Source organism: Bradyrhizobium sp. S3.2.6, assembly GCF_040546885.1.
In the GTDB taxonomy this organism is placed as follows: Bacteria; Pseudomonadota; Alphaproteobacteria; order Rhizobiales; family Xanthobacteraceae; genus Bradyrhizobium; species Bradyrhizobium cytisi.
In genome coordinates this window covers 17574-42371 of the sequence record NZ_JBEPOS010000022.1, presented here as the reverse complement: position 1 = coordinate 42371, position 24798 = coordinate 17574, and the positions used below count along the sequence as shown (strand labels likewise).

Sequence of the window (24798 nt, the reverse complement as noted above, 5' to 3'; positions counted from 1 at the left end):
GGCAAACCGGCCCGGCGCCCGGTCGGCACTGCCGTGACGGCGTCGGCCAGGATTACTTTCTTTTCATAGACTTGCCCCAAGACTTGCGTCCGCTGGGTGCGGCTAGGGCGTGTGAAGTTGAGTTTGGGGTCCAAGAAAACAGGAAAGCGGAAGTGCAACGTGCTTGCCCGGGGCGGCCGACGGCCGCGCAAGCCGCGATTCGCGCGCGCGCTGCATCCGCCCGTTGCACACGACGCACTCGTGCAGAGCCGTGCGGAAGCCGAAGCGGCCATCGCCGAGGCGCGCAAATCGCATGAGCGGCTGCGTCAGGCCGTCGACATGCTGCCGCAAGGCATCGTGATCCTCGATCCGGAAGGCCGCTACGTCCTCTGGAACAAGCAGTACGCGGAGATCTACAGCAAGACCGCTGATCTGTTTCAGGAAGGCGCGCGGCTCGAAGACACGCTGCGCATCGGCGTTGCCCGCGGCGACTATCCGGAAGCGGCCGGTCACGAGGACGAATGGATCGAGGAGCGGCTGAAGAAGCTCTACGAGCCCGGCAAGCGCCACGAGCAGACGTTGTCCGACGGCCGCGTCATCCTGATCGAGGAGCGCCGCACCGATGACGGCGGCGTGGTCGGCCTGCGCGTAGACATCACCGAATTGAAGCAGCGCGAGGCCTCGTTCCGCTTGCTGTTCGACGGCAATCCCGTCCCCATGATCGTCTGCGCGCTGGATGACGAGCGCATCCTCGGCGTCAACGACGCCGCGGTCGCGCATTACGGCTATAGCCGCGTCGAATTCGAGAAGCTGAAGATCCGCTCCCTGCAGGCTTTCGATCGCGAGCCGCCTTGGGCCACCGACCGGTCCAGCGAAGAGCAGGCCGCGCGGACCTGGAAGCACGTCAAGGCCGACGGCGCGCTGATCGATCTTGCGATCTATTCCCGCGAACTAACCTATGACGAGCGGCCCGCGGTGCTGCTCGCGCTGATGGACATTACCGAACGCAAGCGCGCCGAGGCGCGGCTTGCCTTCATGGCCCAGCATGACGGGCTGACCGGCCTGCCCAACCGCAATCGCTTGCGCCAGACCATGGACGAGATGCTGCAGCATTCGCGGCGCAGCCCCGAGAAGGTCGCGGTGCTGATGCTCGGGCTCGACAATTTCAAGGCCGTCAACGACACGCTGGGTCACGCGGTCGGCGACAAGCTGTTGCGCGGCGTCGCCAAGCGCCTGCGCTCGACGCTGCGCGAAGAGGATGCACTGGCGCGGCTCAATTCCGACGAGTTCGCGATCGTGCAGGGCGGATTGGCCCGACCGGAAGATGCGGTGGGGTTGGCAAAACGCCTGCTGGAGGCCATCGCCGATCCCTATCTGCTCGACGGCCATTCCGTGGTGATCGGCGCCTCGATCGGCATTGCGACGGCGCCGGCCGACGGCGACGAGTCCGAAAAGCTGCTCAAGAGCGCCGACATGGCGCTGTCGCGCGCCAAATCCGATGCGCGCGGCACCTTCGCCTTCTTCGAGGCCGCGCTCGACGCGAAAGCGCAGAGCCGCCGCAAGATCGAGGTCGAGCTGCGCGACGCGATCCAGAACGACGTGCTGCGTCCCTATTACCAGCCGCTGGTCGATCTCTCGAGCGGCCGCATCACCGGCTTCGAGGCGCTGGTGCGCTGGCCGCATGCCGAGCGCGGCATGGTCTCGCCGGCCGAGTTCATTCCGGTCGCCGAGGAAACCGGTCTGATCAATCCGCTCGGCGGACTGATGCTGCGCCGCGCCTGCCTGGATGCTGCGACCTGGCCCGACGACGTCCGCGTTGCCGTCAACCTGTCGCCGCTCCAGTTCCGCAGCGGCAATCTGCTCTCGATGGTCACGGACGCGCTGAAACATTCCGGCCTGCCGTCGCGGCGGCTCGAGCTCGAGATCACCGAGACGCTGCTGCTGGAGAAGAGCGCGCAGGTACTGGCGACATTGCATGCGCTGCGCGCACTCGGCGTCCGCATCTCGATGGACGATTTCGGCACCGGCTATTCCAGCCTCAGCTATCTCAGAAGCTTCCCGTTCGACAAGATCAAGATCGACCAGTCTTTCGTCCGCGATCTCGGCGCCAACCGCGAGGCGCAGGCGATCATCCGCTCCATCGTCAGCCTCGGCAAAGGCCTCGGCGTCATCATCACCGCCGAAGGCGTCGAGACCGAGGCCGAGCTGAGCTGCCTCCGCGCCGAAGGGTGCGACGAAGGCCAGGGCTATCTGTTCAGCAAGGCTCGGCCCAATATCGAGATCATCAGCCTGCTGCAAGCACAGCGCGGCATCGATGCCGCGGATGAGGACGCCGCGCTGGTGGCCTAGACCTTGCCGCTACGAAGCAGGTGCGCTCCCTCTCCCGCGTGTGGGAGAGGTGCACCGAGTTCGCGGCTCAACCTTCTTACGCCGCCCGCAGCCCCGCCAGGAACGTATCCACGCTCTTTATCAGCGCGGTCGCATGCTGGCCGAGTTCTCCGGACGCAACCATGACGTTGCCAGCGAGCGCACGCGACTGGTCGGCGGCCTGGCTTGCGCCGGCGACGTTGGCCGAGACTTCGGTGGTGCCGGTGGAGGCCTGCTGCACGCTGCGGGCGATCTCGCGCGTCGCCGAGCCCTGCTCTTCGACGGCTGCGGCGATCGTCGTGGCGATGCCGCTGATCTCGCGGATGGTGTTGCTGATGTCGGAGATCGAGGTGACGCAATTGCCGGTGGCCGCCTGGATCGCGGCAACCTGGCTCGCGATCTCGTCGGTCGCCTTTGCGGTCTGGCTTGCCAGCTCCTTCACCTCGGATGCCACCACGGCAAAGCCGCGGCCGGCTTCGCCCGCGCGCGCCGCCTCGATCGTGGCGTTGAGGGCGAGCAGATTGGTCTGGCTCGCGATCGCGCTGATCAGGCGCAGCACGTCGCCGATCCGCTCGGCGGAAGCTGCAAGGCTCGTGACCATCTCGGTCGTCTCGGCGGCCTTGACCACCGCGTTGCTCGCAACCTGGCTGGAATGGGTGACCTGGCGGCCGATCTCGGTGACGGAGGAGGCGAGCTCCTCGGTCGCAGCCGCGACCGCATTGACGCTGGTCGAAGCCTCCTCGGACGCTGCGGCGGCAGCGGTTGCGCGCTGTGACGTGCCGGTGACGCTGGAGGTGATCTCGCCGGCGACATGCTGCATGCCTTCGGTGGCCTCGGCGACGGCGGACACCACGCCCTTGACGTCGGCCTCGAACCGATCAGCCATCCGGCGCTGCAGCGCCTGCTTCTCGATCTCCGCCTTGGCCTTGTCGGCCTCCTGCGCCTCGCGCAGCGAGCCCGCTTCGAGCATGCTCTGGCGGAACAATTCGACCGCCTTGGCCATGGTGCCGAGCTCGTCCGCCCGCTCGCTGCCGGGAATGGTGACGCTGGTGTCGCCGCTCGACAGCCGGTTCATCACCGCCGTGATCGCGGTGAGCGGTCGCGACAATCCGCGCCCGAGCAGGAACGCCAGCACGATGGCGGCGGCGAGGATCGCGACCGTGCCGAGGATCAGATTGCGTTCGGAGGCGGCGAAAGCGGCCTCGTATTCGCTCGTGTCCTTGATGATCTCGAGCACGCCGACCGGCTGGCCTGCGTAGTTCCTGATCGACCCGGCATAGACCTCGGCCGGATGGCCGTCGAGCTCGGCCTCGCGCAGCAGCGGCGGGCCGTTGATCACGGTTCTCAGCTCGTCCGGCTTGGCGACGGCGTTCTCGCCGAAGGTCGACGACAGCTTGTTCAGCGACGAACCGTCGACGGAATAGACCGCGAGGTCGATGCCAAACCGCTTCTTGGCGCGGTCGACGAATTCCTTGCCGAAGGCGGCGCCGACGTCGACATTGGCGAGGGTCTTGCCGTCGCGCACGATCGGCGTCATGCCGAAGATGCCGAGCGCCTCGCGGCCGGGCTCGACGCCGACGATCTGGCGGCCGGTCTTGAGCGCCTCGACCACGGTGGCGCGGCGCCCGGAGACGTCGTCGCCGAAGGTCTTGGGCGCGTGAACGCGATAGAACGAGAGCGCCGGCGGCAGCTGGAAGGTGATCAGCGGGATGCCCTGCGCTTTCAGCGCCCTGTTGGCGTCGCCGAGCAGATTGGCGAGCGCGTCGCGGTCACCCTTGGCGATGGCGTCGCCGACCGGCGGCAGCGCCGCGATCACGGCGGAGACGGCGAGTGCCGAACGTCCCTCATAGTCGATCGCCGCGATCACGCTCTCATATTGCAGCTTGAGCTGCTGATCGAGCGCCAGCCGTGTCAGCGCCCGCTGCTGGGTGATCGAGAAACCGGAGAGGATGGCGCAGGCCACCGCAACGGTGAGCGCGATGGTGAGAATCAGGCGGGCCGCAATCGACTTGAGCATGAACATCGAAAATTCCCGGGCATTCCAAAAGATTGATTCTTGGTTTTGCCGAACGGTCTCAGAAATTGCTTAACAACAGGGCAGCATCGCCTCCGTGTTTCAACGGATTCGCTACCATCCTTTTGCATGACTCAATGCGGTAAGCGCATGGAGAGGCTGATCGTTTGTCGCAAGCAGGGACAAAGCGCTGCAGCTTCGCGCGGCGGCGACTAGCGGTTTTCGGCGAGGATCATCTTGCCGACATCCTCGTAATGGGTGTCGCGGGCCTGGATCTGCTGGGTGATCGCATGCATGTCGCGAAACCGTCGCTCGAACGGATTGCTGCGGAACACGGCGGTGGCGCCGGCCATGTGATAGGCGGTGTCGACCACTTTTGCCGATTGCTGGATGGTCCAGGTCGCGGCGAGGCGGACGGCGCTGCGCTGCGCTGGGCTGAACAGTTTGGTCGCGGAGAGGTCGCGCCACATCGCATGTGCCGTCGCATAGAGATAGGCGCGCGCGGCGCGCAAATCCGCCTCGGTGCGGCCGATCAGACCCTGGACAGCCTGGTTGTCGCGCATCGCGCTTGCCGCCAATGACTGGTGCTTTGCGCGCGCCAGTGCGATCGCCGCATCCAGCGTCGCGCGCGCGACGCCGAGCGAGACCGCGGCAAAGCCGAGGCTGAAGGTCGAGCCGGTCGGAAGCCGGTAGAGCGGGCCCGGCTCGCGCAAGGCTTCGGCCACGTCGCGGAACGCGGCAAAGCGATCGGGGATGAAGAGATCATGCACCTCGTAGGAATCGGTGCCGGTGCCGGCGAGCCCGATCGCCTGCCAGACGTCGTGCATCACGGCACTCGCGAGCGGGAACAGGATGGTGCGCATCTCCGGCGAGCCGTCGGCGTTCTTGCGCGGCGTGCCGTCGGCATTGACGATGCGGACATGCGCGCCAAGCCAGCTCGCCTGCCGCGAGCCCGAGGCAAAATCCCAGCGCGCGGTGACGCGGTAACCGCCCTCGACCGCGCGCGCCTCGTGCGCCACCGCGCCCCAGGCGAGGATGCCCGGGGCCGTGTTGAAGATCTCGTGCGCGGTGTCGTGGTCGAGGCTGGCTGCGATCATCGCGCAGACGCTGCATTGGCCGAGGCACCAGGCGGTGGACGCATCGGCCTTCGCGATCTCCTCCAGCATCTGCATGAAGATGTCGGGCGGCGCTTCCGACCCGCCCAGGCTCTGCGGCAGCAGCGCACGATAGAGCCCGTTCTCGATCAGCGCGTTGACGACATCAGGCGTCAGCCGCCGCGTCCGCTCGATCTGGTCGGCCTCGTCAGCAATCAGCGGCACGATGGCCCGCGCCCGCTCGACCAGGTCAAACCCCGGAGTTGCGTTCATGTCAGCGTTTCCTCGCCCATTCTTGCTGTGAGCGGTCGATCACGCGATGGTGGTCTATTTGGTGGGGACGATCAAGGCGGTGGGACGGCGACGCATCGTTCCGCTCGTGTCAGACTCGGTGATCTGCTTGTCGCGCAAGCGAGATAAATGCTACATGCTGTAGCATATCTCCGTCCAAGAGGCACGTCATGAAGAAGCCTGCCCGTCGCGCCGCGGCTGCCGTCCGCGGCACGGCGCCACCCGAGCTGAGGCTCGAGCACGCGCCGATGAGCGACATCATCGATGCCCTCGCCGGCGGGCAGGTCACCGCGACGGCGCTGACCAAGGCGTATCTCGCGCGGATCGCCGCCTACGATCGTGCCGGGCCGGCGCTGAACGCGATCCGCGCGCTCAATCCCAATGCGCTTGCGATCGCAGCCAGGCTCGACGGCATCAGGCCGTCGGCCAGGCGGCCGCTGGCCGGCGTGCCGATCCTGCTGAAGGACAATATCGCGACCTCCGACCAGCAGCCGACCACGGCGGGTTCGCTGGCGCTGGAAGGCGCGCGCGCCAGGCGCGATGCCACGGTCGTCAAGCTGCTGCGCAAGGCCGGCGCGGTGATCCTCGGCAAGGCGAACCTGACCGAGTTCGCCAACATCCTCGCGATCGAGATGCCCGCGGGCTATTCCTCGCTGGGCGGTCAGGTGAAGAATCCCTATGCGCCGGCGCTGATGGGCGATCACGACATCCCGCTGGTGTCTCCGGGCGGCTCGAGCGCGGGATCGGCGGTCGCCGTGGCGGCCGGCCTGTGCGCCGCCTCGATCGGCACCGAGACGTCGGGTTCGCTGCTGTACCCCGCCAGCATGAACGGGCTCGTCACCGTCAAGCCAACCGTCGGCCTGATCAGCCGCGCCGGCATCGTGCCGATCGCGCACAGCCAGGACACCGCAGGGCCGATGACACGCACGGTGCGCGACGCAGCGATACTCTTGAATGTGCTGGCGGCTCAGGACCCGCGCGATCCCGCGACACAGCGGCAGAAGCGGCCGGCCGATTACACCGCGAGCCTCTCGCGCGATACGATGAAGGGCGCGCGCATCGGCGTGCCGAGCGACCCGACCGACCCGCTGAACGATCGCTATTACGGCAAGCTGCAACCCGGATGGGCCAGGGTGATGACCGATGCGATCAAGGTGCTCGAGGATCTCGGCGCCGTCATCGTGCGCGCCAACATTCCGACGCGAGGCTGGCTCGGCGGGCCCGGCACCGGCATGGCCGTGCTCAACCGCAACCCGCTGAGCAGCAACAAAGGCAATCCGACGGGCTCGCCGATCGTGTTCCTCTACGAGCTGAAGCACGGTCTCAATCTCTATCTGAAGAATTGGGCGACCAATACCGACATCAAGACCATGGCCGACATCATCGCCTTCAACGCGGCGCACGCGCAGACAGCGCTGCGCTTCGGCCAGGACCTCTTTCTCGCCGCCGACCTCACCAGAGGCGACTTAAGCGAGCGCGAGTACAAATCGGCGCGCGCGATGGACCTGCTCGCCGCCAGGACGCGCGGCATGGACGCCTACATGAACCAGCACAAGCTCGACGCGGTGCTGTTTCCCGGCAGCAGCGGCTGCGTGATCTCGGCGAAGGCGGGCTATCCCAGCGTCATGGTGCCCGCGGGCTTCATCTCAGGGGCCGGCGACAAGGAGACGCCGGACTATCCGCTCGGCATCACCTTCGCAGGCCGTGCCTGGAGCGAGCACAAGCTTTTGCGCCTCGCCTACGCCTATGAGCAGGCCTCGAACATGCGCAAGCCGCCGCCCGGCCTGCCGGCGCTCTGAACCTCGGCGGCGCGCGCGGCGACCAACAACCGCCATCGTCACGAATGGCGCCCGCTTGAGGTCTCCCATGCCGATCGTCAGAATCCTCCTGCTTCTTCTCGCGCTCACTTCGGCCGCGCTTACTTGGCCCGCGCTCGCGCAGGATGGCGCACGCGATCTGGCCGCTGCGCGCGATGCCGCGAAGGCGTTCAAGGTCTATGTCGATGCCGTCGCGAAGAAGGGCGAGCGGCCCGATCTGACCCGGCCGGAGGTCGCGACGCTGCTCGGCCATATCTTCGATCTCGACGCCCTCGCGGCGCTGCGGCCGGCGCAAGCCAGCGATATGGGCTGGCTGATGGACTGGACTAACGCCGCCAACGCGACCCATAAGCTGTTCATTCTTTATGGCGCGAAGCCGGGTCTGGAGCCTGATCTTGCGGCGCTCCAGCGCAACATGACCGAGTATGGCGACCAGTACGCGGTGGCGATGAGCTTCATGATCCGCGGCATGGCGCGCGAGGCGGTGGCGGGCCAGTTGTTCTGGGCGGAGCTCGCGCCGGAGCAACGCACCCGCATCCGCGAGGAGGGTTTTACCGGCTTCCGCAAGAACAGCGCCGTCTACATTCTGACCACGGTCTGCGCGGCGATCCAGGGCGCCGGCAAGCCCGCCAACGCGCGCCTGGTGGCGGCTGCGCTGCGCGACACGCGCGAGGTCTGGGCAGGCTTTCTGCTGCCGCAGGATCGGGCCCGCGTGATCGCAGAGCTCGCCGACCTTCCGAAATGGGCGCCCGACGAGATGGCGCGCGCCGACCTCGCCACCTTCACGGCCGCGCTTCAGGCGGTGAATTGATCCCGCATCAGAGCTGCGCTTCTGCTTTCGCGTCCGGGCGACCCTGTCCCAGCCGCGGCTCCGTCCCCGCCAGCAGCCGTTGAATGTTGGCGCGATGGCGGATGATCACGTAGAGGCCGCCTGCGATCACCAGCAGCCGATAGGGCAGAGGGTGCTCGAAACCGCAGACGAGAACGATGGCCGTCAGCGCCGCGAGCATCGAGCTCAGTGAAACGATCCGCGCGATCGCCAGCACCACGCCAAACACGGCCGCCGCACCCAGTCCCACCGGCCAGGACATCGCCAGCAGCACGCCGAGCCCGGTCGCTGCCGACTTGCCGCCCGTAAAATTCAGCCAGATCGAGCGGCCATGGCCGAGCAGCGCGGCAATTCCGGCGAGGCACACCGCCCATGGCCCCCAGGTTTGCAGATCGGACGCCGTCGGCGGCGTCGGAGACAATTCGGTGGTGAGCCAGGGACAGAACCAGCGGGCAACGAGGATGGCCGCCACGCCCTTCAGCACATCGGCGATCAGCACCACCAGCGCAGGCCATTTGCCGAGGGTCCGCAGCACATTGGTGGCGCCGGTGGATCTGGAGCCGTGCTCGCGAATATCGATGCCTCTCAGGAGCTTCCCCGCCAGATAGCCCGAAGGGATCGAGCCGAGGAAATAGGCGATCACCAATCCAAGTACGCCTACAATCCAGAAAGCCATCGTCTTGTTTCCAACGGGTTTGTGGCCAGTGTCTCGTAAGCGCTGTTTTATCGCCGGCTCTGCCTCACCGCCATGCGTCTGCCTACAATGAAGGCTGTTTCACAACCTGCCACGCCGCAAAACGGTCACACACCGAACGGCATCCTTGGGTTGCTCATCACGGGCAATGGTGGCAGGGCAAGCGCATATAGGAGCGATTCCCCTGTGGCTATGCTTCGAGACGCCCGCCGCTGGCGGGCCCTCAGGATGAGGACCGAGCGTGTGGCCGTAGCTTTGACGAGCACCGATGCCGCTTAGCCTCATCCTGAGGAGACCGCGAAGCGGTCGTCTCGAAGGACGAGGCGCGCACTCGGGTCGTGCAAAATGCCATATGCGATTGGCCTGGCAATAGTAGGGAGTGCCTGACATGCGGAGATGGATTGCCGTCGTTGCAGCCGTGTGTGCCTTCGCCTTGAGTCCCGTCAGCGCACAACCTTCATCCGGGTGCGGCATTCCGCAGGACATCCATGACGGATGGGCGATGACCTCGCCGGAGCAACAGGGGCTGAACGCGGCGCTGCTCTGCGCGATGGATGACGGCATCAGCGGCGGCAAGCTCGCCAATGTCGACGCCATCGTCGTCATCAGGCATGGCGTGCTCGTCTACGAGCGCTATTTTGCGTATCCTCATCAGCTCAATTTCGACGCGACCTCGCGGCACCGGGGTAATTCGATGACCAAGAGCGTTGTGTCGCTGCTGGTCGGCATCGCCATGGAGCGCGGCCTGATCAAGGACGTAGACGTTCCGGCCTTTTTTTATCTTCCAGAGAATGCCGATCTCCGTATGCTTGACAAGGATCCCATAACCCTGCGCCATCTCCTGACGATGTCGGCGGGATTGGGCTCCGACAGGGCTCCCGGTGTCACCTTCCGGTACAGCGACAGCGAAACAGAGCTTGTTGGCGCCATCCTGAAAAAGGTCACCGGGAAAACCGTCGATGTCCTGGCTCAGGAAGAACTCTTCGCACCGCTCGGCATCAACGACGTCGAATGGCATAAATCGCCGTTCAGCGGCGTTGCCATGTCGAGCGCGGGGCTGAATCTACGCCCCCGCGACTGGGCGAAAATCGGCCAGCTCGTTCTCAACCGTGGCTCTTGGGAAGGCCGGCAGATCGTTCCGGCGTCCTGGGTGGATCAATCGACGGCGGAGCAGATCACGACCGAGGAGCCGCAATCCTACGGCTATCAGTGGTGGCTTGGTCGAACACTGGAGGGGAATCGCGAAGTTCAATGGATCGCTGCGCAGGGCTTCAATTCCCAGAAAACCATCATCATCCCCGCGCTCGACATGGTCGTCGTCTTCAACGCGTCCCGGCAATCCAAAAACATGGTTGCGCCCGAGCTCGACCTGCTGGATCGCTACATCGTGCCCGCGGCTTCAAGGGATTGATTGAGGTGTCGGCGGCGACCCGCTTTTCCAGCGAGCAATGCCTGTACTGCGCTTCATGCGAAAGTAAGAGGGCGGTCGGTTCTAATCCATCCAGGACTCCTCCCCAGCATCCGATTTTTTTCGTATTGACGGCCCGGCCATGTCGGCAACGGCCGGTCTCGACCGTCCTTGGGTGGACACCTCCCGGACGTGCTGGACATGGACCCCGCACACCGGAAGTGACGTCGCCACCTCGAGCCGTCAAAATCGAACTGGAGCAATACCCATGAGGATCACCGTCGAAACCAGCGTCGCCGCCCCGATCGATCAGGTCTGGCGTGCCTATACGACGCCTGCCGACATCGTGAAGTGGAACGCCGCGTCGGACGACTGGCATACGACCAAAGCGACGGTCGACCTGCGCGAAGGCGGCGTGTTCACGTCCCGCATGGAGGCCAAGGACGGCAGCATGGGTTTTGACTTCGCCGGCACCTACACGACGATCGTCGAGCACAAGCTGATCGAATATGCGTTCGGCGATCGCAAGGCCGAAGTCGAGTTCGTCCCCGGCCCGAAGGGCGTCGTCGTCCGCGTCGTGTTCGATGGCGAGGAGACGCACTCGGTCGAGCAGCAGCAAGGCGGCTGGCAGGCGATCCTCGACAGTTTTGCGCGATACGTCGAGGCGAAGCAGAAGACGTCGTAAGGGCGTGTCGAGCACGCGATGGAAGCGGAGCCAAATGCAACAGCTCCTCCTCCGATCATGGACGGAGGAGGATGGCGCGCAGCGAAAGGTGCCAGCGCGCTCGCTGGCGCCGAGCCCTCTTGTGATGGCCAAGGCATCTCGCAAGGAACGGCTAACCACGTTGCGACGGCTGCAGAGGGGAGAGCATGGAAAGACAAGTCAACCAATGATAGCATATTCTTCCTGAGGCCAACCAAGGGGACTGTCGTGCCTGGAATGACCAAGCCTCGCTCTTGGTTTCTGCCCGTTGTCGTGTGGATCGCTCTTGTCGGAGTTCTTCTCGCCTGGTTTGCGCTCACACCACGCGGTGGTGCGCCGTACTGGTTGGTGAGTCTGATTGTGTCCTGGTTGCCGTTCCTGGCGCTGGTGGGCGTTTGGCTGTGGTTTTCGCGCAGGAATGGGCGCGCGTCATCCGGGGCGAGTTGGGTCGATCTCTTCGAGCAGCAGGTCGCCGAAACCCAACGCACGAACACATTGTTGGAGAGGATCGCGGCGGCCCTTGAAAAGCCGTCTGCCGGTTAGCTCGCACATCGGTGCATCGCGGGGAGAAGTGGATGCGCTCTTGGATTTCCGCGCATGTCTGGCTGGTCGCCCTGGTATTCGCAGCGGTGGCTTTCGTCAGCCGGCCGGCGGCAGCCGACGATCGACAGGAGTGTTTGAACGGATCGAAGGAAACCGCTGCCGCGACCATCGCTGCCTGTACACGCGCGATTGAAAGCGGAGACTACGATGACCGCGACCTGTCCATCCTGTATCATCAGCGCGGCGACTTCTGGTCATGGACAAGCCTTGCCGATTGCGTCGACCGCGCCCTCAAGGACTACACCGACGCGATCCGGCTTGAACCAGAAGCTGTGAGCTCACTGCTCAACCGCTCGCATATCTACAACCAACGGCATGACTACGACCGGGCGATAGCGGACGTTAACCGGGCGTTCGAAGGCGGCCTGTCGGACTATGGAAAGCGGGTCGGATACGACGAGCGCGGCTACGCCTATCAAGCCAAGGGTGACATCGACCGTGCCATCGCGGACTATACCGACAGCATCCAGCTCAATGCCAACAGCTATTTCGCCCTCTCAGCCCGCGGCAGCGCCTACCATGCCAAAGGCGATCTCGATCGCGCCATCGCTGACCTCGATCAGGTGATCGCGCTTTATCCGAAATATGCGCCCCCCTATTACAACCGCTGCCTCGTATACAGGGAAAAGGGTGACTTCGATCGCGCCATCGCCGACTGTAGTCAGGCGATCGCGCTCTATCCGCAATACAGGGACGCCTACTACTACCGTGGCGACGCTTATCAAGCCAAAGGTGACGTCGACCGCGCCATCGCCGACTACGATCAGATCATCTCGCTTGATCCGAATGATAGCGACGCCCATAGCAGTCGCGCCACTGCGTACCTTTCCAGGGGCGATTTCCGCCGTGCCTTCGCGGACCTTGGCCCGGGACAACTGCTGTTATGGCTCGCCACCATTGTCTTGCTGGCCGTGATTGGCTGGCTTTGCAGCCGAACAGGCGTGTATGCGCGCCGATGGTCCGGGCGGACAATGATCGAGGTTTGCGAACAGCAGATTGCCGACATGCAGCACAGGAACGCCGCCCTGGAGAGAATCGCGGCGGCTCTGGAGAAGCATTCGTCGGGTTAGCTCGTAGGATGGGCAGAGCGAAGCGAAACCCATCAAACTTCATTCCCGCTGTACGCTCGTCAGCGCGATGGGTTTCGCAAGAGCTCAACAATCCCACGGGCTGCCTAGCTTGTCGGCTTCGGGGCACAACGGACTCACGCAGCGCATACGATCCGGTTGGTGATACGCTCCCGCCTTGCGAATCAGTATCGAGCGACCACGATGTACGTTCTCAAGCCAGGCGTTAAGGCGGACCCGCATCGGCGGTGGTCACTGCCGGACCGTATCTTCTTCGGGTACGGCGCCTGCCATATCCTTGCTGGAGTTTTCCTGGATCAGCCTCCGCTTCCTGGCTTTTATGCGGAGCGCGTGATCCCGGCCGGAAGTTTCTTAGGATCCCATGTCTACCTAACCAACGGCGTCATTGCGTTCGATTATCACGGCTATTCTATCCGTGACCGGCTCCTGGAGCATCACAAGCGTGTATGGTCTAGTCAATATGACGGTTGGCTCTGCGCAATCCGAAGGGTGGACTTCAACCTCCTCTCTACAGCAGACTTGAACAAGCGACAGATGCGGGGACCAGATCAGTATCTGCATGATCCCATCCCTCGCGCTCGTAGATTTATCGAGCAAAGAGACCACGCCAATGCATCAGCCAAGGCGCTTGCGATCGCATAGCTCGTAGGATGGGCAGAGCGAAGCGAAACCCATCGAATTTCATTCCCGCTGTACGCTGGTCAGCGCGATGGGTTTCGCAAGAGCTCAACCCATCCTACGAACTGTATCAGACCGATGATGCATTCGCATCGCGGGCCTCGCACCTCAGGACGACGTGATGGCGAGCTTCGACGTCCTCGTTTACAATACGGTTGAATCACTGTTCGGAGACGCCAAGATGCAAACCATCGGCCTGATCGGGGGTATGAGCTGGGAGAGCACCGCGCTCTACTACAAGCTCATCAACGAGCGCGTCCGCGACCGTATGGGCAAGCTGCATTCGGCGCCGCTGTTACTGTATTCCTACGATTTCCAGGAGATCAAGGAGATGCAATACGCCGGCCGCTGGGCCGAGGCGGCGGCGAGCCTTGCGGAGGTGGCCGCGCGGCTCGAAAGCGCCGGAGCGCGAGCGATCGTGCTGTGCACGAACACGATGCACAAGCTCGCGCCTGAAATCACGTCGAAGCTGACCATTCCCTTCATTCACATCGGCGACGCAACGGCGCAGCGCATCCGGGCCAAGGGATATCGGCGGGTCGGGCTGCTGGGCACCAAGTTCACGATGGAAGAAGATTTCTACATCGATCGACTGCGCGCGCATGATCTCGATGTCCTCATTCCCGCAGCCGACGAGCGGGCCGACGTGAACCGCATCATCTACGACGAGCTGTGCCTTGGTGTCGTCGCCGAACCCTCGCGCCGCCGCTATCAGGACGTGATGGCCGCGCTCGTTAAGCGCGGGGCGGAGTGCATCATCCTCGGCTGCACCGAGATCACGATGCTGGTGGGTGCTGCCGATACATCGGTCGAGACGTTCGACACCACAGCGATCCACGCGGAGGCAGCGGCCGATTTCGCGATTGGGTGAGGGCAATGTCGGCGGAGGTTAAGCGCGCGCCTCTGAAGCCGAGAGTTCGGCCATGTCTGCTTCCGGGCCAGAAGCGGTTATCGACCCGGGTGCGCCACCCGTAAATTTCCCAAGTGCTGGCCCCTAGCCGCAGTCGTTAAGTGGTGCAGGTCGCGGGGCCGCACCATGAAGACACCGAAGCCAAAGCAATGGACCGAGCAGGAGATTCGACGGTTGGGCGCGCTGGCCCGGCGGGGCGTTGGAGCATTGAAGATCGCCGCCGAATTGGGCCGCCATGCCGGATCAATCAGGCGAATGGCGCGAGCGAAAGGAATATTGTTGAAGAAGTAGCGGCCGTGTCGGGGCGCTGCCCGCTCAATGAGGCGCACGGACGGTGTCCTACAGTCCGAAGCCTCTGCTGATGTCCCGCATGAGCCGGAGCGCGGCCTCTGTATTGCGACCGTAGAAGAGCGCGCGATCAAGCTGGGAAAGGAACCCCATTCCGAATAGCGCTATGGCGAAGCCTCTAATCATGGTTGTGGACCGGGTTGAACGATGCTGTGAAAGTTCAAAACGGCCCCAGCCGCAGGATGGGGTAACAGCCGGGGCCGGCATTCCCATTCCAATGTGCCGCGATCGGCGGTGGGCGGCACTCATCAAGTTAGGCACACAGAAGCTAACAAACTATTTGGTTTCGCAATCACTCCGCGGGTGCCGCGGCCGGCTGTGTAATGCTGCGCCTTCCGTGAAGCGGTGGGCAAACCGAGCAATGGTCGAAATGATCGAGCGCTGCATCATTGGCCAAATGTTCCCAATACTCAGCTTCGGCGAGCAGTTTCCAACTTCGATCAGGATGACGCGCGGCTGTCTGACGGCACAACACTGCCATCGCGCGCAGGCGACCCGCAGTATCCATGTACTCCTCCCTTTATTCTTGTTGATTGCAGCCTATTTTCTTTTTTTGCGTCGGAGTCATTACGATTATGAGGCTGAACTAAATTTCATCCCCGAAGAGCGATTCGATTCTGTTGCACCTTCAAATCGCGTTTCGAGCACAACTGGCGCAATCAGCGAGACTGCCGTCCGGCGCGCTTCCCCGTACATCTACGGGCGTTGCGCATCCATCGTCCTTGGCATCTCCTTCGGATTGTTTTTATGACGATCAAATTTTCAGACGAGGGTTCATGGGCGTTCAAGCCATGATGGCGACGATCCTCCAGAACCAATGGAACGGCGCGGCGTGCATTCGCTGCCTTCATCAGATCATGAAGCGATCATTGAGCCGTCAGACGTTCGCCATCGGAGCCAATTCCAGCTTGGCGGATGATTTTTCCAGCAGCCAGACTTGAGCCGTTCGCCGTGGGTCATTCCGATAGTTCTGGAAGTCCGCTTCGGATGCGAAGCTGACGATGTGTATTTCCATCGTGCCATCGGCATTTCGAAGCCGCCGCTCCAGGCGCCCGTTGAACTCGGGCAAGAGCGGCAGCACCGCATCCTCATAGGCTCTGAAGTCCGCGACGCCCTCTGCCGGTATTCGGGCGATGAGCGCAAACGTGATGGGGATGGGTTGATGGGACATCGTCGCCTGCCGGCTGCACCACTGCCATGATGCCATCCTGCCGGTGTTTTGCCCGACGCGTCAACCGATTTTCGTAAAAATCGAAAAACCACAGCGCCGACAAGGCGTCGGCTACTGTGCATGGGGTTGTTTTCGAGATCTGGGGTGTCCGGCCCCCAGGACATCCCGGGCCGAACGTTGAACAGCCTCAGCTGTCGACCTTCAGCGCGGCAATGAAGGCTTCCTGCGGGATGTCGACCTTGCCGAACTGCCGCATCTTCTTCTTGCCTTCCTTCTGCTTCTCCAGAAGTTTTCGTTTGCGCGTGATGTCGCCGCCATAGCACTTGGCGGTGACGTCCTTGCGCAGCGCGCGCACGGTCTCGCGCGCGATCACCTTGCCGCCGATCGCCGCCTGGATCGGGATCTGGAACATGTGCGGCGGGATCAGGTCCTTCATCTTCTCGACCATGGCGCGGCCGCGCCCCTCCGCGCGGGTGCGATGCACCAGCATCGAGAGCGCGTCGACCGGTTCGTTGTTGACGAGGATCTGCATCTTGACGAGATCGGCCGGCTTGTAGTCGGTCAGATGATAGTCGAACGAGGCGTAGCCCTTGGAGACCGACTTCAGGCGGTCGTAGAAGTCGAACACGACTTCGTTGAGCGGCAGATCGTATTTCACCATTGCGCGGGAGCCGACGTAAGTCAGCTCCTTCTGCGCGCCGCGGCGGTCCTGGCACAGCTTCAGCACGCTGCCGAGATACTCGTCGGGCGTGAGGATGGTCGCCTCGATCCAGGGCTCCTGGATCTCCGCGATCTTGACCACGTCGGGCATGTCGATCGGATTGTGGATCTCGATTTCGCTGCCGTCGTTGAGCTTCATCTTGTAGATGACGCTCGGCGCGGTCGCGATCAGGTTGAGGTCGAACTCACGCGACAGCCGCTCCTGAATGATCTCGAGGTGCAACAGCCCGAGGAAGCCGCAGCGGAAGCCGAAGCCGAGTGCGGCCGAGGTTTCCATCTCGAAGGAGAAGCTGGCGTCGTTCAGCCGCAGCTTGCCCATCGCGGCGCGCAGCGTCTCGAAGTCGTCGGCGTCGACCGGGAACAGGCCGCAGAACACCACGGGGATCGCCGGCTTGAAGCCCGGCAGCATCTCGGTGACCGGCTTCCTGTCGTCGGTGATGGTGTCGCCGACGCGGGTGTCGGCGACTTCCTTGATCGCGGCGGTGATGAAGCCGATCTCGCCGGGGCCGAGCTCGTCGACCTGCGTCATCTTCGGCGTGAAGAAGCCGACGCGCTCGATGTCGTAGGCCGCGCCCGTGCCCATCATGCGGACGCGGCTGCCCTTCTTCATGACGCCGTCGACGACGCGGATCAGAACAACGACGCCGAGATAGACGTCGTACCAGCTGTCGACCAGCAGCGCCTTCAGGGTCGCGTCGCGATCGCCGTTCGGCGGCGGCAGGCGGGTGACGATGGCCTCCAGCACGTCGGGAATGCCGAGGCCGGTCTTGGCCGAGATCATCACGGCGTCGGAGGCGTCGATGCCGATGACGTCCTCGATCTGCTGCTTGACCTTCTCGGGCTCTGCGGCCGGAAGGTCGACCTTGTTCAGGACCGGGACGATCTCGTGATTGTTGTCGAGCGCCTGGTAGACGTTGGCGAGCGTCTGCGCTTCGACGCCCTGGCTGGCGTCGACCACGAGCAGGGAACCCTCGCACGCCGCCAGCGACCGCGAGACCTCGTAGGCGAAGTCGACATGGCCGGGCGTGTCCATCAGGTTGAAGATGTAATCCTTGCCGTCCTTGGCGTGGTAGGCGAGACGGACCGTCTGCGCCTTGATGGTGATGCCGCGCTCGCGCTCGATGTCCATGGAATCGAGCACCTGCTCCTTGCCGGCCATTTCGCGGTCGGTCAGGCCCCCGGTCATCTGGATCAGGCGGTCGGCCAGCGTCGATTTGCCATGGTCGATATGGGCGACGATGGAGAAATTGCGGATGTTGGAAATGGGGACGGTCGTCATGGGCGCGGGATACCACTCACATCCCCGTGCGGCAACCATATTGCTGTATTTTCAGGGCCTTTCTTCACGCCAAGCTGATTCCAAGCGGAGCCAAAACGCGCTACGCAAAGCCGATGTCAGCGACCTCGATCCCCTCCGCCCGGGCGCGCGCGAAGACCCGCCTCAGCTTTGACCGTTTCCGGGCCTGGCTGGTTGCCTACGCGACCCACCCCTCAGCCCGGCTTTGGCTGGTGATCCAGCTCGCCATCCTGCATGCCGTGATCTGGACCTTCATCCTGATCAATCTCAAGGCGGCGCAGGACGTTCACATGGACGTCGCAGAAGCCTGGGGCTGGGGCCAGAAATTCCTGTGGGGCTACGGCAAGCATCCGCCGTTGTCGGGCTGGATCGCCGGACTCTGGTTCAAGGTGTTCCCGGCGGCGGACTGGGCGACTTATGCGCTGGCGATGGCGACGGTCAGCGTCGGCATGGTGATCTGCTGGCTGGTGGCGCTGCGTGTGGTCGATCCGCGCCGCGCATTCCTGGTCGTGGTGATGGTCGCGCTCTATCCGATCTTCAATTTCAAGGGTTTCAAGTACAACCCCGATCTGCTTCAGCTCGTCACCCTGCCGCTCGTCGTGCTCGCTTATCTCAACGCGTTCGAGAAGCGGAGCTGGCAGTCCGGACTCTGGCTTGGGCTCGCCGGCGCGCTGGCGCTGATGACGAAATATTGGGTGCTGACCATGATCGGCGCCATCGGGCTCGCCGCACTGATCCATCCGGAGCGGATGAGATTCCTGCTGTCGCCGGCGCCCTGGGTCGCGATCGTGACGCTGGCGGTGGCGGTGATCCCGCACATCGTCTGGCTTGCAGATGCGCATTTCGTGCCGCTGACCTATGCCGGCGACACCTACAGCATCGAGGATGCGGGCCAGGTACGGCAGCTCGTGCTCGGCTATGTCCTGCACAACGCCGCGCTGCTGGCTCTTCCCGTGGCGCTCGCCGCATTCGCGATGGCGCTGGTGCCGCCGTGGTTCTCGCTGCTCATGCGCGCTCCCTTGCGCATCGTCACGCGGGCCTGGGCGCGCGGCGCCAATGTGGGCGTCAATGTTTCCCAGGCGCTGAACATCTGGATCATCCAGATCATCGTCGCGGCCGGTCCGCCGCTCGGCGCGCTCGCGTTCAGCATTTACATCAAGACCGATTGGGGCATCTCGCTGTTCTTCCTGGTGCCGCTTGCACTGGTCGCGATTCCGGCGCTGCGGGTGCAGAGCGCCGTGCTGTTCAACATCGTAGCGATCTGGCTCGTGCTCAGCGTCGCGACGCTCGTCGCTTCACCCTGGATCGCCGCACGCGAGATGGCGGTGAATTCGGACAACACGGCGACCTATGGCGCACGCTCGGAGCTCGCGCGCGAGCTGACGCAAGCCTGGCATTCGCGCTTCGTCTCGCGCTGGGCGATCGTCGCCGGCACGATGGAATCGATCCAGCCGATGGTGTTCTACAGCCCCGATCATCCGGCTGCGTTCACGCCGAACGAGGCGTGGGGGTCCGGGCTGACGACACTCGATGACGTCAAGAAATACGGTTTTGTCGGCGTGTTCGATCCGACCGATGGCCGCTTGCCGGCATTCGAAAAATGGGTGTCCGAGATCGCGCCGAACGCCGAGCGCATGGTGATGACGACGCGCCGCTTCACCCACGGCAAGGCCGGCCCGTCGATGACGTGGAACGTCTACATCGCCCCGCCGGAGAAGTGACCTTCAGGTCCCCTCTTCATTGAACTTGCTCTCGACGAGTTCCGCAATCGCCGCGAGCGCCGCTTCCGCATCGGCGCCGGCGGCGGCGACCCGGATCGTCGTGCCCGGTCCTGCCGCGAGCATCATCAGGCCCATGATCGAGGTGCCGCCGACGGTCTCGCCGCCGCGCGTGACCCATACCTGCGCGTTGAAGCGCTCGACCGCCTGGACGAATTTCGCCGAGGCGCGGGCGTGCAGGCCGCGCTTGTTGATGATCAGGAGCTCTTTGGAGATCGCGCCTGCGGGCACGCCCGTCCCGGCTTGTGGCGCGTCGTCGCTCATTTGCCGGCGAGCACTCGGCTAGCGATGGTGACGTATTTGCGGCCGGCTTCCTGGGCCATCGCGATCGCGTCGGGCAGCGGACGCTCCTCCCGCACCTTGGCAAGCTTCACCAGCATGGGCAGGTTGATGCCCGCGAGCACTTCGACCTTCGGCCGGCTCATGCAGGAAATCGCGAGGTTCGACGGGGTGCCGCCGAACATGTCGGTGAGGATCGCAACGCCGTCGCCGGAATCGACGCGGTTAACCGCCTCGATGATGTCGCTTCGGCACAGATCGGAATCATCTTCGGCACCGATCGTAATCGCTTCGATTTGCTTTTGTGGGCCCATGACATGTTCAAGCGCTGCCTTGAATTCGTCGGCAAGGCGCCCGTGGGTCACAAGTACTAGACCAATCATCGGAAAACTCCCGCGGGCGCTTTTGGTGCACCGCACGAACGCGCCACTTTGACCATCCAGAGCCCCTGCGCAAGAGGGGATGTTGCGTATCTCCCTGAATCTAGACGGATGGATGAGGGGAGCTGCGCCGGTCTATTCGGTCGCGAGTGTGGGGTTCATATGGTTACCATTTCCCTTCAAACAATCGTCTCAAGGGTTAGCCGCACGTTAACTCTTGGTAGTAGTCAAGGCCGCGACAACCAAGGGGAGGGGCGAATAGCCGCGCCTGACCGGGATTCGCGGTATTTCGACACCCAAAATGGTGGTTTTCAGCGATTCCGACGGCGGCAGGCGTTCGGCATCGTCAGCGTCCAGATCGACCACGAGGCCGACCGTCGCATGCTCCACGAAGTCGCAGCCGCGGATTCCCAGTCCCCGGATCTCGATCAGCCCGGCCAGAATCGGAGCGGGACGGACCACAATTTCCTGGCCGACTGTCGCCAGATGGACACGGTCATCGCCGACCAGGACGGCGCTTTCGACCACGCCCGAGCGTCCAGCCATGATCAAATCGAAGGCAAGGCGCGATTTGCCGGCCCCCGAGGGGCCGCGGATCAGCACCGCCAGGGGGCCGACCTTGACCGCGGAGGCGTGAACGCTCGGCCCGCCGTCGCTCATAGCGCCGGCAGCCTCACCACGAAGCGCGCGCCGGCAATTGTCGGCGCCCCGTCTTCATCAGCGGGGCCGGCGCGATTCTCCGCCCAGATGCGCCCGCCATGGGCGTCGATGATCTGCTTGGAGATCGACAGTCCGAGGCCGGAATTCTGGCCAAATCCCTGATGCGGCCGGTCGGTGTAGAAGCGCTCGAAGATGCGCTCCAGCGCGTCGTCGCGGATGCCGGGGCCGTCGTCGTCGACCACTATCTCGATCTCGCCGCGGACACGGCGGCAGGTCAAGCGCACCTTGCTGCCGGCTTCCGAGAAGGACTGCGCGTTGGAGAGCAGGTTGGAGACCACCTGCCCGAGCCGCGAATCATGGCCAGTGACCGCGAAAATGTCGGTCGGGCTGCGGCCCTCGAAGCGTGCCTCGACCGCGACGTCGTGGCCGAGCTTGGTTTCATTGGCGACCGCAACCAGCGTGCCCAGGAGCCGCCTGAGATCGACCGGGATCGCATCCTGCCGCTGCAATTCGGCATCGAGCCGGCTCGCATCGGAGATGTCGGAGATCAGGCGGTCGAGCCGCTTGACGTCGTGCTCGATCACCTCGAGCAGGCGGGCGCGGCTGTTCTCGTTGCGCGCCAGCGGCATCGTCTCGACCGCGGAGCGCAGCGAGGTCAGCGGGTTCTTCAGCTCGTGGGCGACGTCGGCGGCGAACATCTCGATCGCCTCGATCCGCTTGTAGAGCGCGTTGGTCATGTCGCGCAGCGCGCCGGAGAGGTGACCGATCTCGTCGCGGCGGCGGGTGAAGTCGGGAATCTCGACGCGAGTCTTGATGCGGCGGCGGACCCGCTCGGCGCTGTCGGCGAGCCGGCGCACAGGACCTGCGATCGTGCTCGCGAGCAGCAGCGACAGCATGATCATGACCGCGGCGGCAACGCCGCCGACTTTCAGGATCGCCAGGCGCTCGGCCGTGACCATCTGATCGATTTCGTCGCCCTGGGTCGACAGCATCAGCGCGCCATGGATGGCGCGTGAGCGCTGCACGGGGACCGCAACCGAGACAATCACCTCGCCGCGCGAATTGACCCGCACCATCGAGCGCTTCTGACCCTGGAGCGCATCGGCCACCTCCACATAGCCCTTGCCGTTTTCGCGCCCGAGCTCGCGATAGAGCGGCAGGTCGCCGCGATTCAGCCAGGTGCGCACCGCGACCATGCCGCGCTCGACCAGGCCCGGCTTTTCCGACAACGGCGGCAGTGGAATGCCCCGCACGCTATCGAGATCGCGGCTGTCGAGCAGCGCGGATCCATTGGGATCGAAAATCCGCGCGCGGGTCTTGGTCGGCGAGATCAGCGTGCTCAACACCGGCGCCACCCGCTCGGGATTGATCGGAAAATCCAGCGAATCGTCCACTCCGCCGTAGCTCTCACCCAGTTTCAGGTCGAGCAGCCGCTCGGGATCGACGGTGATCGCGTTGGTTTGCACCGTCGCCGAGGCGCCGATGGCGCCGGCGATGATTTCGGCCTGCACCAGCAGGCTTTGCGCGCGCGCGTCGATAAGGCCGGCGCGGAACTGCGACAGATACAGGATGCTCGCGACCAGGGCGACAAGCCCCGCGAGGTTGAGCGAGACGATGCGGCGGGTCAGGCTCGAGAAGGACAACGCGAAGAAGAACTGGCCGGCTCGCTTGAGCCAGTTCAGCGGCCCCCAGCCTCGCGCGACCAGCTTGTCCTCATGCTCCGAGGCGCCGTGGGCGGTAACGTCCTCGGCGTTCGAACTCCGATCAGGCTGCGTTCGGTCAAGCAATGCTTACGCCCGCGTTAGGACAGCTTGTGCGACGGTTCCCGCATCCTAGAGCATGATCCGGAAAAGTGTGCAGCAGTTTTCCGAAAGATCATGCTCAAACGATAACCTGAAGCGCGATCACATCGCGCTTTAGAGCCATCCCGGTTCCGATGGAATCAGAACCGGGCTTGAACTCTGCACTTTGTGAAGGCGCGAGCGCCTCAGGCTTCCTTGAAGCGGTAGCCGACGCCGTAGAGCGTCTCGATCATCTCGAAATCGTTGTCGACCACCTTGAACTTCTTGCGCAGCCGCTTGATGTGGCTGTCGATGGTGCGGTCGTCGACATAGACCTGGTCGTCATAGGCGGCGTCCATCAGCGCGTTGCGGCTCTTGACCACGCCGGGCCGTGTCGCCAGCGCCTGGAGGATCAGGAACTCGGTGACGGTCAGCGTCACCGGCTCGTTTTTCCAGGTGCAGGTATGACGTTCCGGATCCATGCGCAGCAGGCCGCGGTCGAGTGCCTTGGCGTCGTTCTCCTTCGGCGCGACGGTCGGATCCTTCGGCGCCGAGCGGCGCAGCACCGCCTTGACGCGTTCGACTAAGAGACGCTGCGAGAACGGTTTGCGGATGAAATCGTCCGCGCCCATCTTGAGGCCGAACAGCTCGTCGATCTCCTCGTCCTTGGAGGTCAGGAAGATCACCGGCAGGTCGGACTTCTGCCTGAGACGGCGCAGCGTCTCCATGCCGTCCATGCGCGGCATCTTGATGTCGAGGATGGCGAGATCGGGCTGGGTGGTGCGGAAACCGTCCAGCGCGGAGGCGCCGTCGGTGTAAGTCATGATGCGGTAGCCTTCGGCTTCCAGCGCGATCGAGACGGATGTGAGAATGTTGCGGTCGTCGTCGACCAAAGCGATTGTGGGCATGAGCCTCTCTGCTTTCTGCTTTCCGTTTGGGTCGTGGCTTAAACGGCGAGCAATCCAGTGATGCGCCGCATACATGGGTCCCGAACTTGGAATTCGAACTTTGCCACCGAGCAATGCAAGCTGGGCTGAAGTGTGACCAAGTTCCGCGAAACACGGCAGATTCGCCGCATGTCGACCCATACCCCGGCCCTCGTTTACCCGAAAAAAGGCCCTCCTTGCAACCACCTGAGCCGAGAAAGCCGATGCAACCGACCCCCGATTTCGACCCCGGAATGCTCGCCAAATCGCTGCTGAGGCGGTCGCGGCAGGGCGCACTTGCAACGTTGATGGCGGGCAGCGGCGATCCCTATTGTTCCCTGGTCAATCTGGCGAGCCATCCCGACGGTTCCCCGATCCTGCTGATCTCGGGATTGGCCGTGCACACCAGGAATATCATGGCGGATAGCCGGGTCTCGCTGATGCTGGACGAGCGCGCGGCGGGCGATCCGCTGGAAGGCGCCCGGATCATGCTGTCTGGCCGGGCCGAACAGGCCGACGCCGAGAAGGATCTTCTCCAACGGCGGTATCTCAATGCCCATCCGTCGGCGGAAGTCTTTGTGTCGTTTAAGGATTTTTCGTTCGTCCGGATCCAGCCCACGGCAGCCCATCTGGTCGCCGGCTTTGGCCGGATCGTCGACCTCAAGCCCGAGCAATTCCTCACGGACCTCTCCGGCGCCGAGGAATTGCTGGCGGCCGAGGAAGGCGCGGTCGAGCACATGAATGCCGACCACCGCGACGCCATGGGCCTCTACGCCACAAAGCTCCTCGGTGCGGTCGAGGGCGACTGGCGCTGCACCGGCTGCGACCCTGAGGGCCTCGACATGCAGGATGGCCAGACTGCGCTGAGGCTGGACTTTCCGGAGCGGGTCACTGATGGCACAGCGCTGCGCAAGATGCTGGTCCGTTTGGCCGGCGAAGCGCGGGCAAAGACGAAGTAGCCACAAATTGAACGCCGCTGCCCA

22 protein-coding genes and 1 pseudogene are annotated in these 24798 nt (G+C 63.9%); 13 read left to right on the top strand and 10 right to left on the bottom strand.

The window, feature by feature from the left end:
- Nucleotides 1-159 precede the first annotated feature (159 nt).
- Nucleotides 160-2328, top strand: a complete 2169-nt coding sequence (locus ABID58_RS29475; RefSeq protein ID WP_354036342.1) for a putative bifunctional diguanylate cyclase/phosphodiesterase — start codon at nucleotides 160-162, stop codon at nucleotides 2326-2328.
- Nucleotides 2329-2404: 76 nt separating this feature from the next.
- Here ABID58_RS29475 and ABID58_RS29470 read toward each other — a convergent pair whose 3' ends face one another.
- Nucleotides 2405-4369 carry a methyl-accepting chemotaxis protein gene (locus ABID58_RS29470; protein WP_354036341.1) on the bottom strand — a complete coding sequence of 655 codons (1965 nt, stop codon included), beginning with the start codon at nucleotides 4367-4369 and terminating at the stop codon, nucleotides 2405-2407.
- A 203-nt stretch (nucleotides 4370-4572) separates the two neighbouring features.
- On the bottom strand, nucleotides 4573-5727 hold the full coding sequence (locus ABID58_RS29465; protein ID WP_354036340.1) for an acyl-CoA dehydrogenase family protein: 1155 nt from the start codon (nucleotides 5725-5727) through the stop codon (nucleotides 4573-4575).
- A gap of 188 nt (nucleotides 5728-5915) precedes the next feature.
- Here ABID58_RS29465 and ABID58_RS29460 point away from each other — a divergent pair, with 188 nt between their 5' ends.
- Together ABID58_RS29460 and ABID58_RS29455 are read left to right on the top strand one after the other, a co-directional pair.
- Nucleotides 5916-7544 (top strand): amidase family protein, encoded by a 1629-nt coding sequence (locus ABID58_RS29460; RefSeq protein WP_354036339.1) that lies wholly within the window; start codon nucleotides 5916-5918, stop codon nucleotides 7542-7544.
- 67 nt (nucleotides 7545-7611) lie between these two features.
- Complete coding sequence (locus tag ABID58_RS29455) at nucleotides 7612-8373, top strand: hypothetical protein (protein WP_354036338.1); 762 nt, start codon at nucleotides 7612-7614, stop codon at nucleotides 8371-8373.
- A 7-nt stretch (nucleotides 8374-8380) separates the two neighbouring features.
- Here the strand turns inward: ABID58_RS29455 and plsY are convergent, their stop codons facing one another.
- The gene (gene plsY, locus ABID58_RS29450) at nucleotides 8381-9067 is read right to left on the bottom strand and encodes a glycerol-3-phosphate 1-O-acyltransferase PlsY (RefSeq protein ID WP_354036337.1); all 687 of its coding nucleotides are present in this window, start codon (nucleotides 9065-9067) and stop codon (nucleotides 8381-8383) included.
- Between the two features lie 406 nt (nucleotides 9068-9473).
- Between plsY and ABID58_RS29445 the strand changes: the two genes are divergently transcribed.
- The 8 genes from ABID58_RS29445 to ABID58_RS29410 all read left to right on the top strand — a co-directional run bounded on the left by ABID58_RS29445 (nucleotide 9474) and on the right by ABID58_RS29410 (nucleotide 15574).
- On the top strand, nucleotides 9474-10496 hold the full coding sequence (locus ABID58_RS29445; RefSeq protein WP_354036335.1) for a serine hydrolase domain-containing protein: 1023 nt from the start codon (nucleotides 9474-9476) through the stop codon (nucleotides 10494-10496).
- Between the two features lie 265 nt (nucleotides 10497-10761).
- Nucleotides 10762-11178: an SRPBCC family protein gene (locus ABID58_RS29440; RefSeq protein WP_187434913.1), complete on the top strand. Its 417-nt coding sequence runs from the start codon at nucleotides 10762-10764 to the stop codon at nucleotides 11176-11178.
- A gap of 255 nt (nucleotides 11179-11433) precedes the next feature.
- Nucleotides 11434-11739: a hypothetical protein gene (locus ABID58_RS29435; protein ID WP_354036334.1), complete on the top strand. Its 306-nt coding sequence runs from the start codon at nucleotides 11434-11436 to the stop codon at nucleotides 11737-11739.
- Between the two features lie 32 nt (nucleotides 11740-11771).
- Nucleotides 11772-12869, top strand: a complete 1098-nt coding sequence (locus ABID58_RS29430) for a tetratricopeptide repeat protein (protein ID WP_354036332.1) — start codon at nucleotides 11772-11774, stop codon at nucleotides 12867-12869.
- A 201-nt stretch (nucleotides 12870-13070) separates the two neighbouring features.
- On the top strand, nucleotides 13071-13529 hold the full coding sequence (locus ABID58_RS29425) for a hypothetical protein (protein WP_354036330.1): 459 nt from the start codon (nucleotides 13071-13073) through the stop codon (nucleotides 13527-13529).
- Nucleotides 13530-13746: 217 nt separating this feature from the next.
- A complete protein-coding gene (locus ABID58_RS29420) occupies nucleotides 13747-14436 on the top strand; it encodes an aspartate/glutamate racemase family protein (protein ID WP_354036428.1) in 690 nt (229 codons plus the stop codon).
- A gap of 165 nt (nucleotides 14437-14601) precedes the next feature.
- Nucleotides 14602-14766 (top strand): hypothetical protein, encoded by a 165-nt coding sequence (locus ABID58_RS29415; RefSeq protein WP_354036328.1) that lies wholly within the window; start codon nucleotides 14602-14604, stop codon nucleotides 14764-14766.
- 418 nt (nucleotides 14767-15184) lie between these two features.
- Nucleotides 15185-15574 carry a hypothetical protein gene (locus tag ABID58_RS29410; RefSeq protein WP_354036326.1) on the top strand — a complete coding sequence of 130 codons (390 nt, stop codon included), beginning with the start codon at nucleotides 15185-15187 and terminating at the stop codon, nucleotides 15572-15574.
- Between the two features lie 126 nt (nucleotides 15575-15700).
- Here ABID58_RS29410 and ABID58_RS29405 read toward each other — a convergent pair whose 3' ends face one another.
- Together ABID58_RS29405 and lepA are read right to left on the bottom strand one after the other, a co-directional pair.
- Entirely contained in the window at nucleotides 15701-15994 is a 294-nt protein-coding gene (locus ABID58_RS29405) for a hypothetical protein (RefSeq protein WP_354036325.1), read from the bottom strand.
- A 187-nt stretch (nucleotides 15995-16181) separates the two neighbouring features.
- Entirely contained in the window at nucleotides 16182-17993 is a 1812-nt protein-coding gene (gene lepA, locus ABID58_RS29400) for a translation elongation factor 4 (protein ID WP_148751824.1), read from the bottom strand.
- Between the two features lie 113 nt (nucleotides 17994-18106).
- Here lepA and ABID58_RS29395 point away from each other — a divergent pair, with 113 nt between their 5' ends.
- Nucleotides 18107-19732 carry a glycosyltransferase family 39 protein gene (locus tag ABID58_RS29395; RefSeq protein ID WP_354036323.1) on the top strand — a complete coding sequence of 542 codons (1626 nt, stop codon included), beginning with the start codon at nucleotides 18107-18109 and terminating at the stop codon, nucleotides 19730-19732.
- Between the two features lie 3 nt (nucleotides 19733-19735).
- On the opposite strand, the gene ABID58_RS29390 is transcribed toward ABID58_RS29395, so the two are convergent.
- The 5 genes and pseudogenes from ABID58_RS29390 to ABID58_RS29370 all read right to left on the bottom strand — a co-directional run bounded on the left by ABID58_RS29390 (nucleotide 19736) and on the right by ABID58_RS29370 (nucleotide 23797).
- Complete coding sequence (locus tag ABID58_RS29390) at nucleotides 19736-20053, bottom strand: HPr family phosphocarrier protein (protein WP_354036321.1); 318 nt, start codon at nucleotides 20051-20053, stop codon at nucleotides 19736-19738.
- Nucleotides 20050-20451: a PTS sugar transporter subunit IIA gene (locus ABID58_RS29385; protein WP_007597752.1), complete on the bottom strand. Its 402-nt coding sequence runs from the start codon at nucleotides 20449-20451 to the stop codon at nucleotides 20050-20052. Before ABID58_RS29385 ends, ABID58_RS29390 begins: the two co-directional genes overlap by 4 nt.
- 189 nt (nucleotides 20452-20640) lie before the next feature.
- Nucleotides 20641-21108: pseudogene (locus tag ABID58_RS29380) on the bottom strand (HPr kinase/phosphorylase).
- Entirely contained in the window at nucleotides 21105-22895 is a 1791-nt protein-coding gene (locus tag ABID58_RS29375; protein ID WP_148751616.1) for a sensor histidine kinase, read from the bottom strand. Before ABID58_RS29375 ends, ABID58_RS29380 begins: the two are co-directional and overlap by 4 nt.
- A gap of 200 nt (nucleotides 22896-23095) precedes the next feature.
- Nucleotides 23096-23797: a response regulator transcription factor gene (locus ABID58_RS29370; RefSeq protein ID WP_027535781.1), complete on the bottom strand. Its 702-nt coding sequence runs from the start codon at nucleotides 23795-23797 to the stop codon at nucleotides 23096-23098.
- A gap of 242 nt (nucleotides 23798-24039) precedes the next feature.
- On the opposite strand from ABID58_RS29370, the gene ABID58_RS29365 reads away from it, so the two are divergent.
- Nucleotides 24040-24774, top strand: coding sequence for a HugZ family pyridoxamine 5'-phosphate oxidase (locus ABID58_RS29365; RefSeq protein ID WP_354036320.1), 735 nt, complete (start codon nucleotides 24040-24042; stop codon nucleotides 24772-24774).
- Nucleotides 24775-24798: the final 24 nt, after the last annotated feature.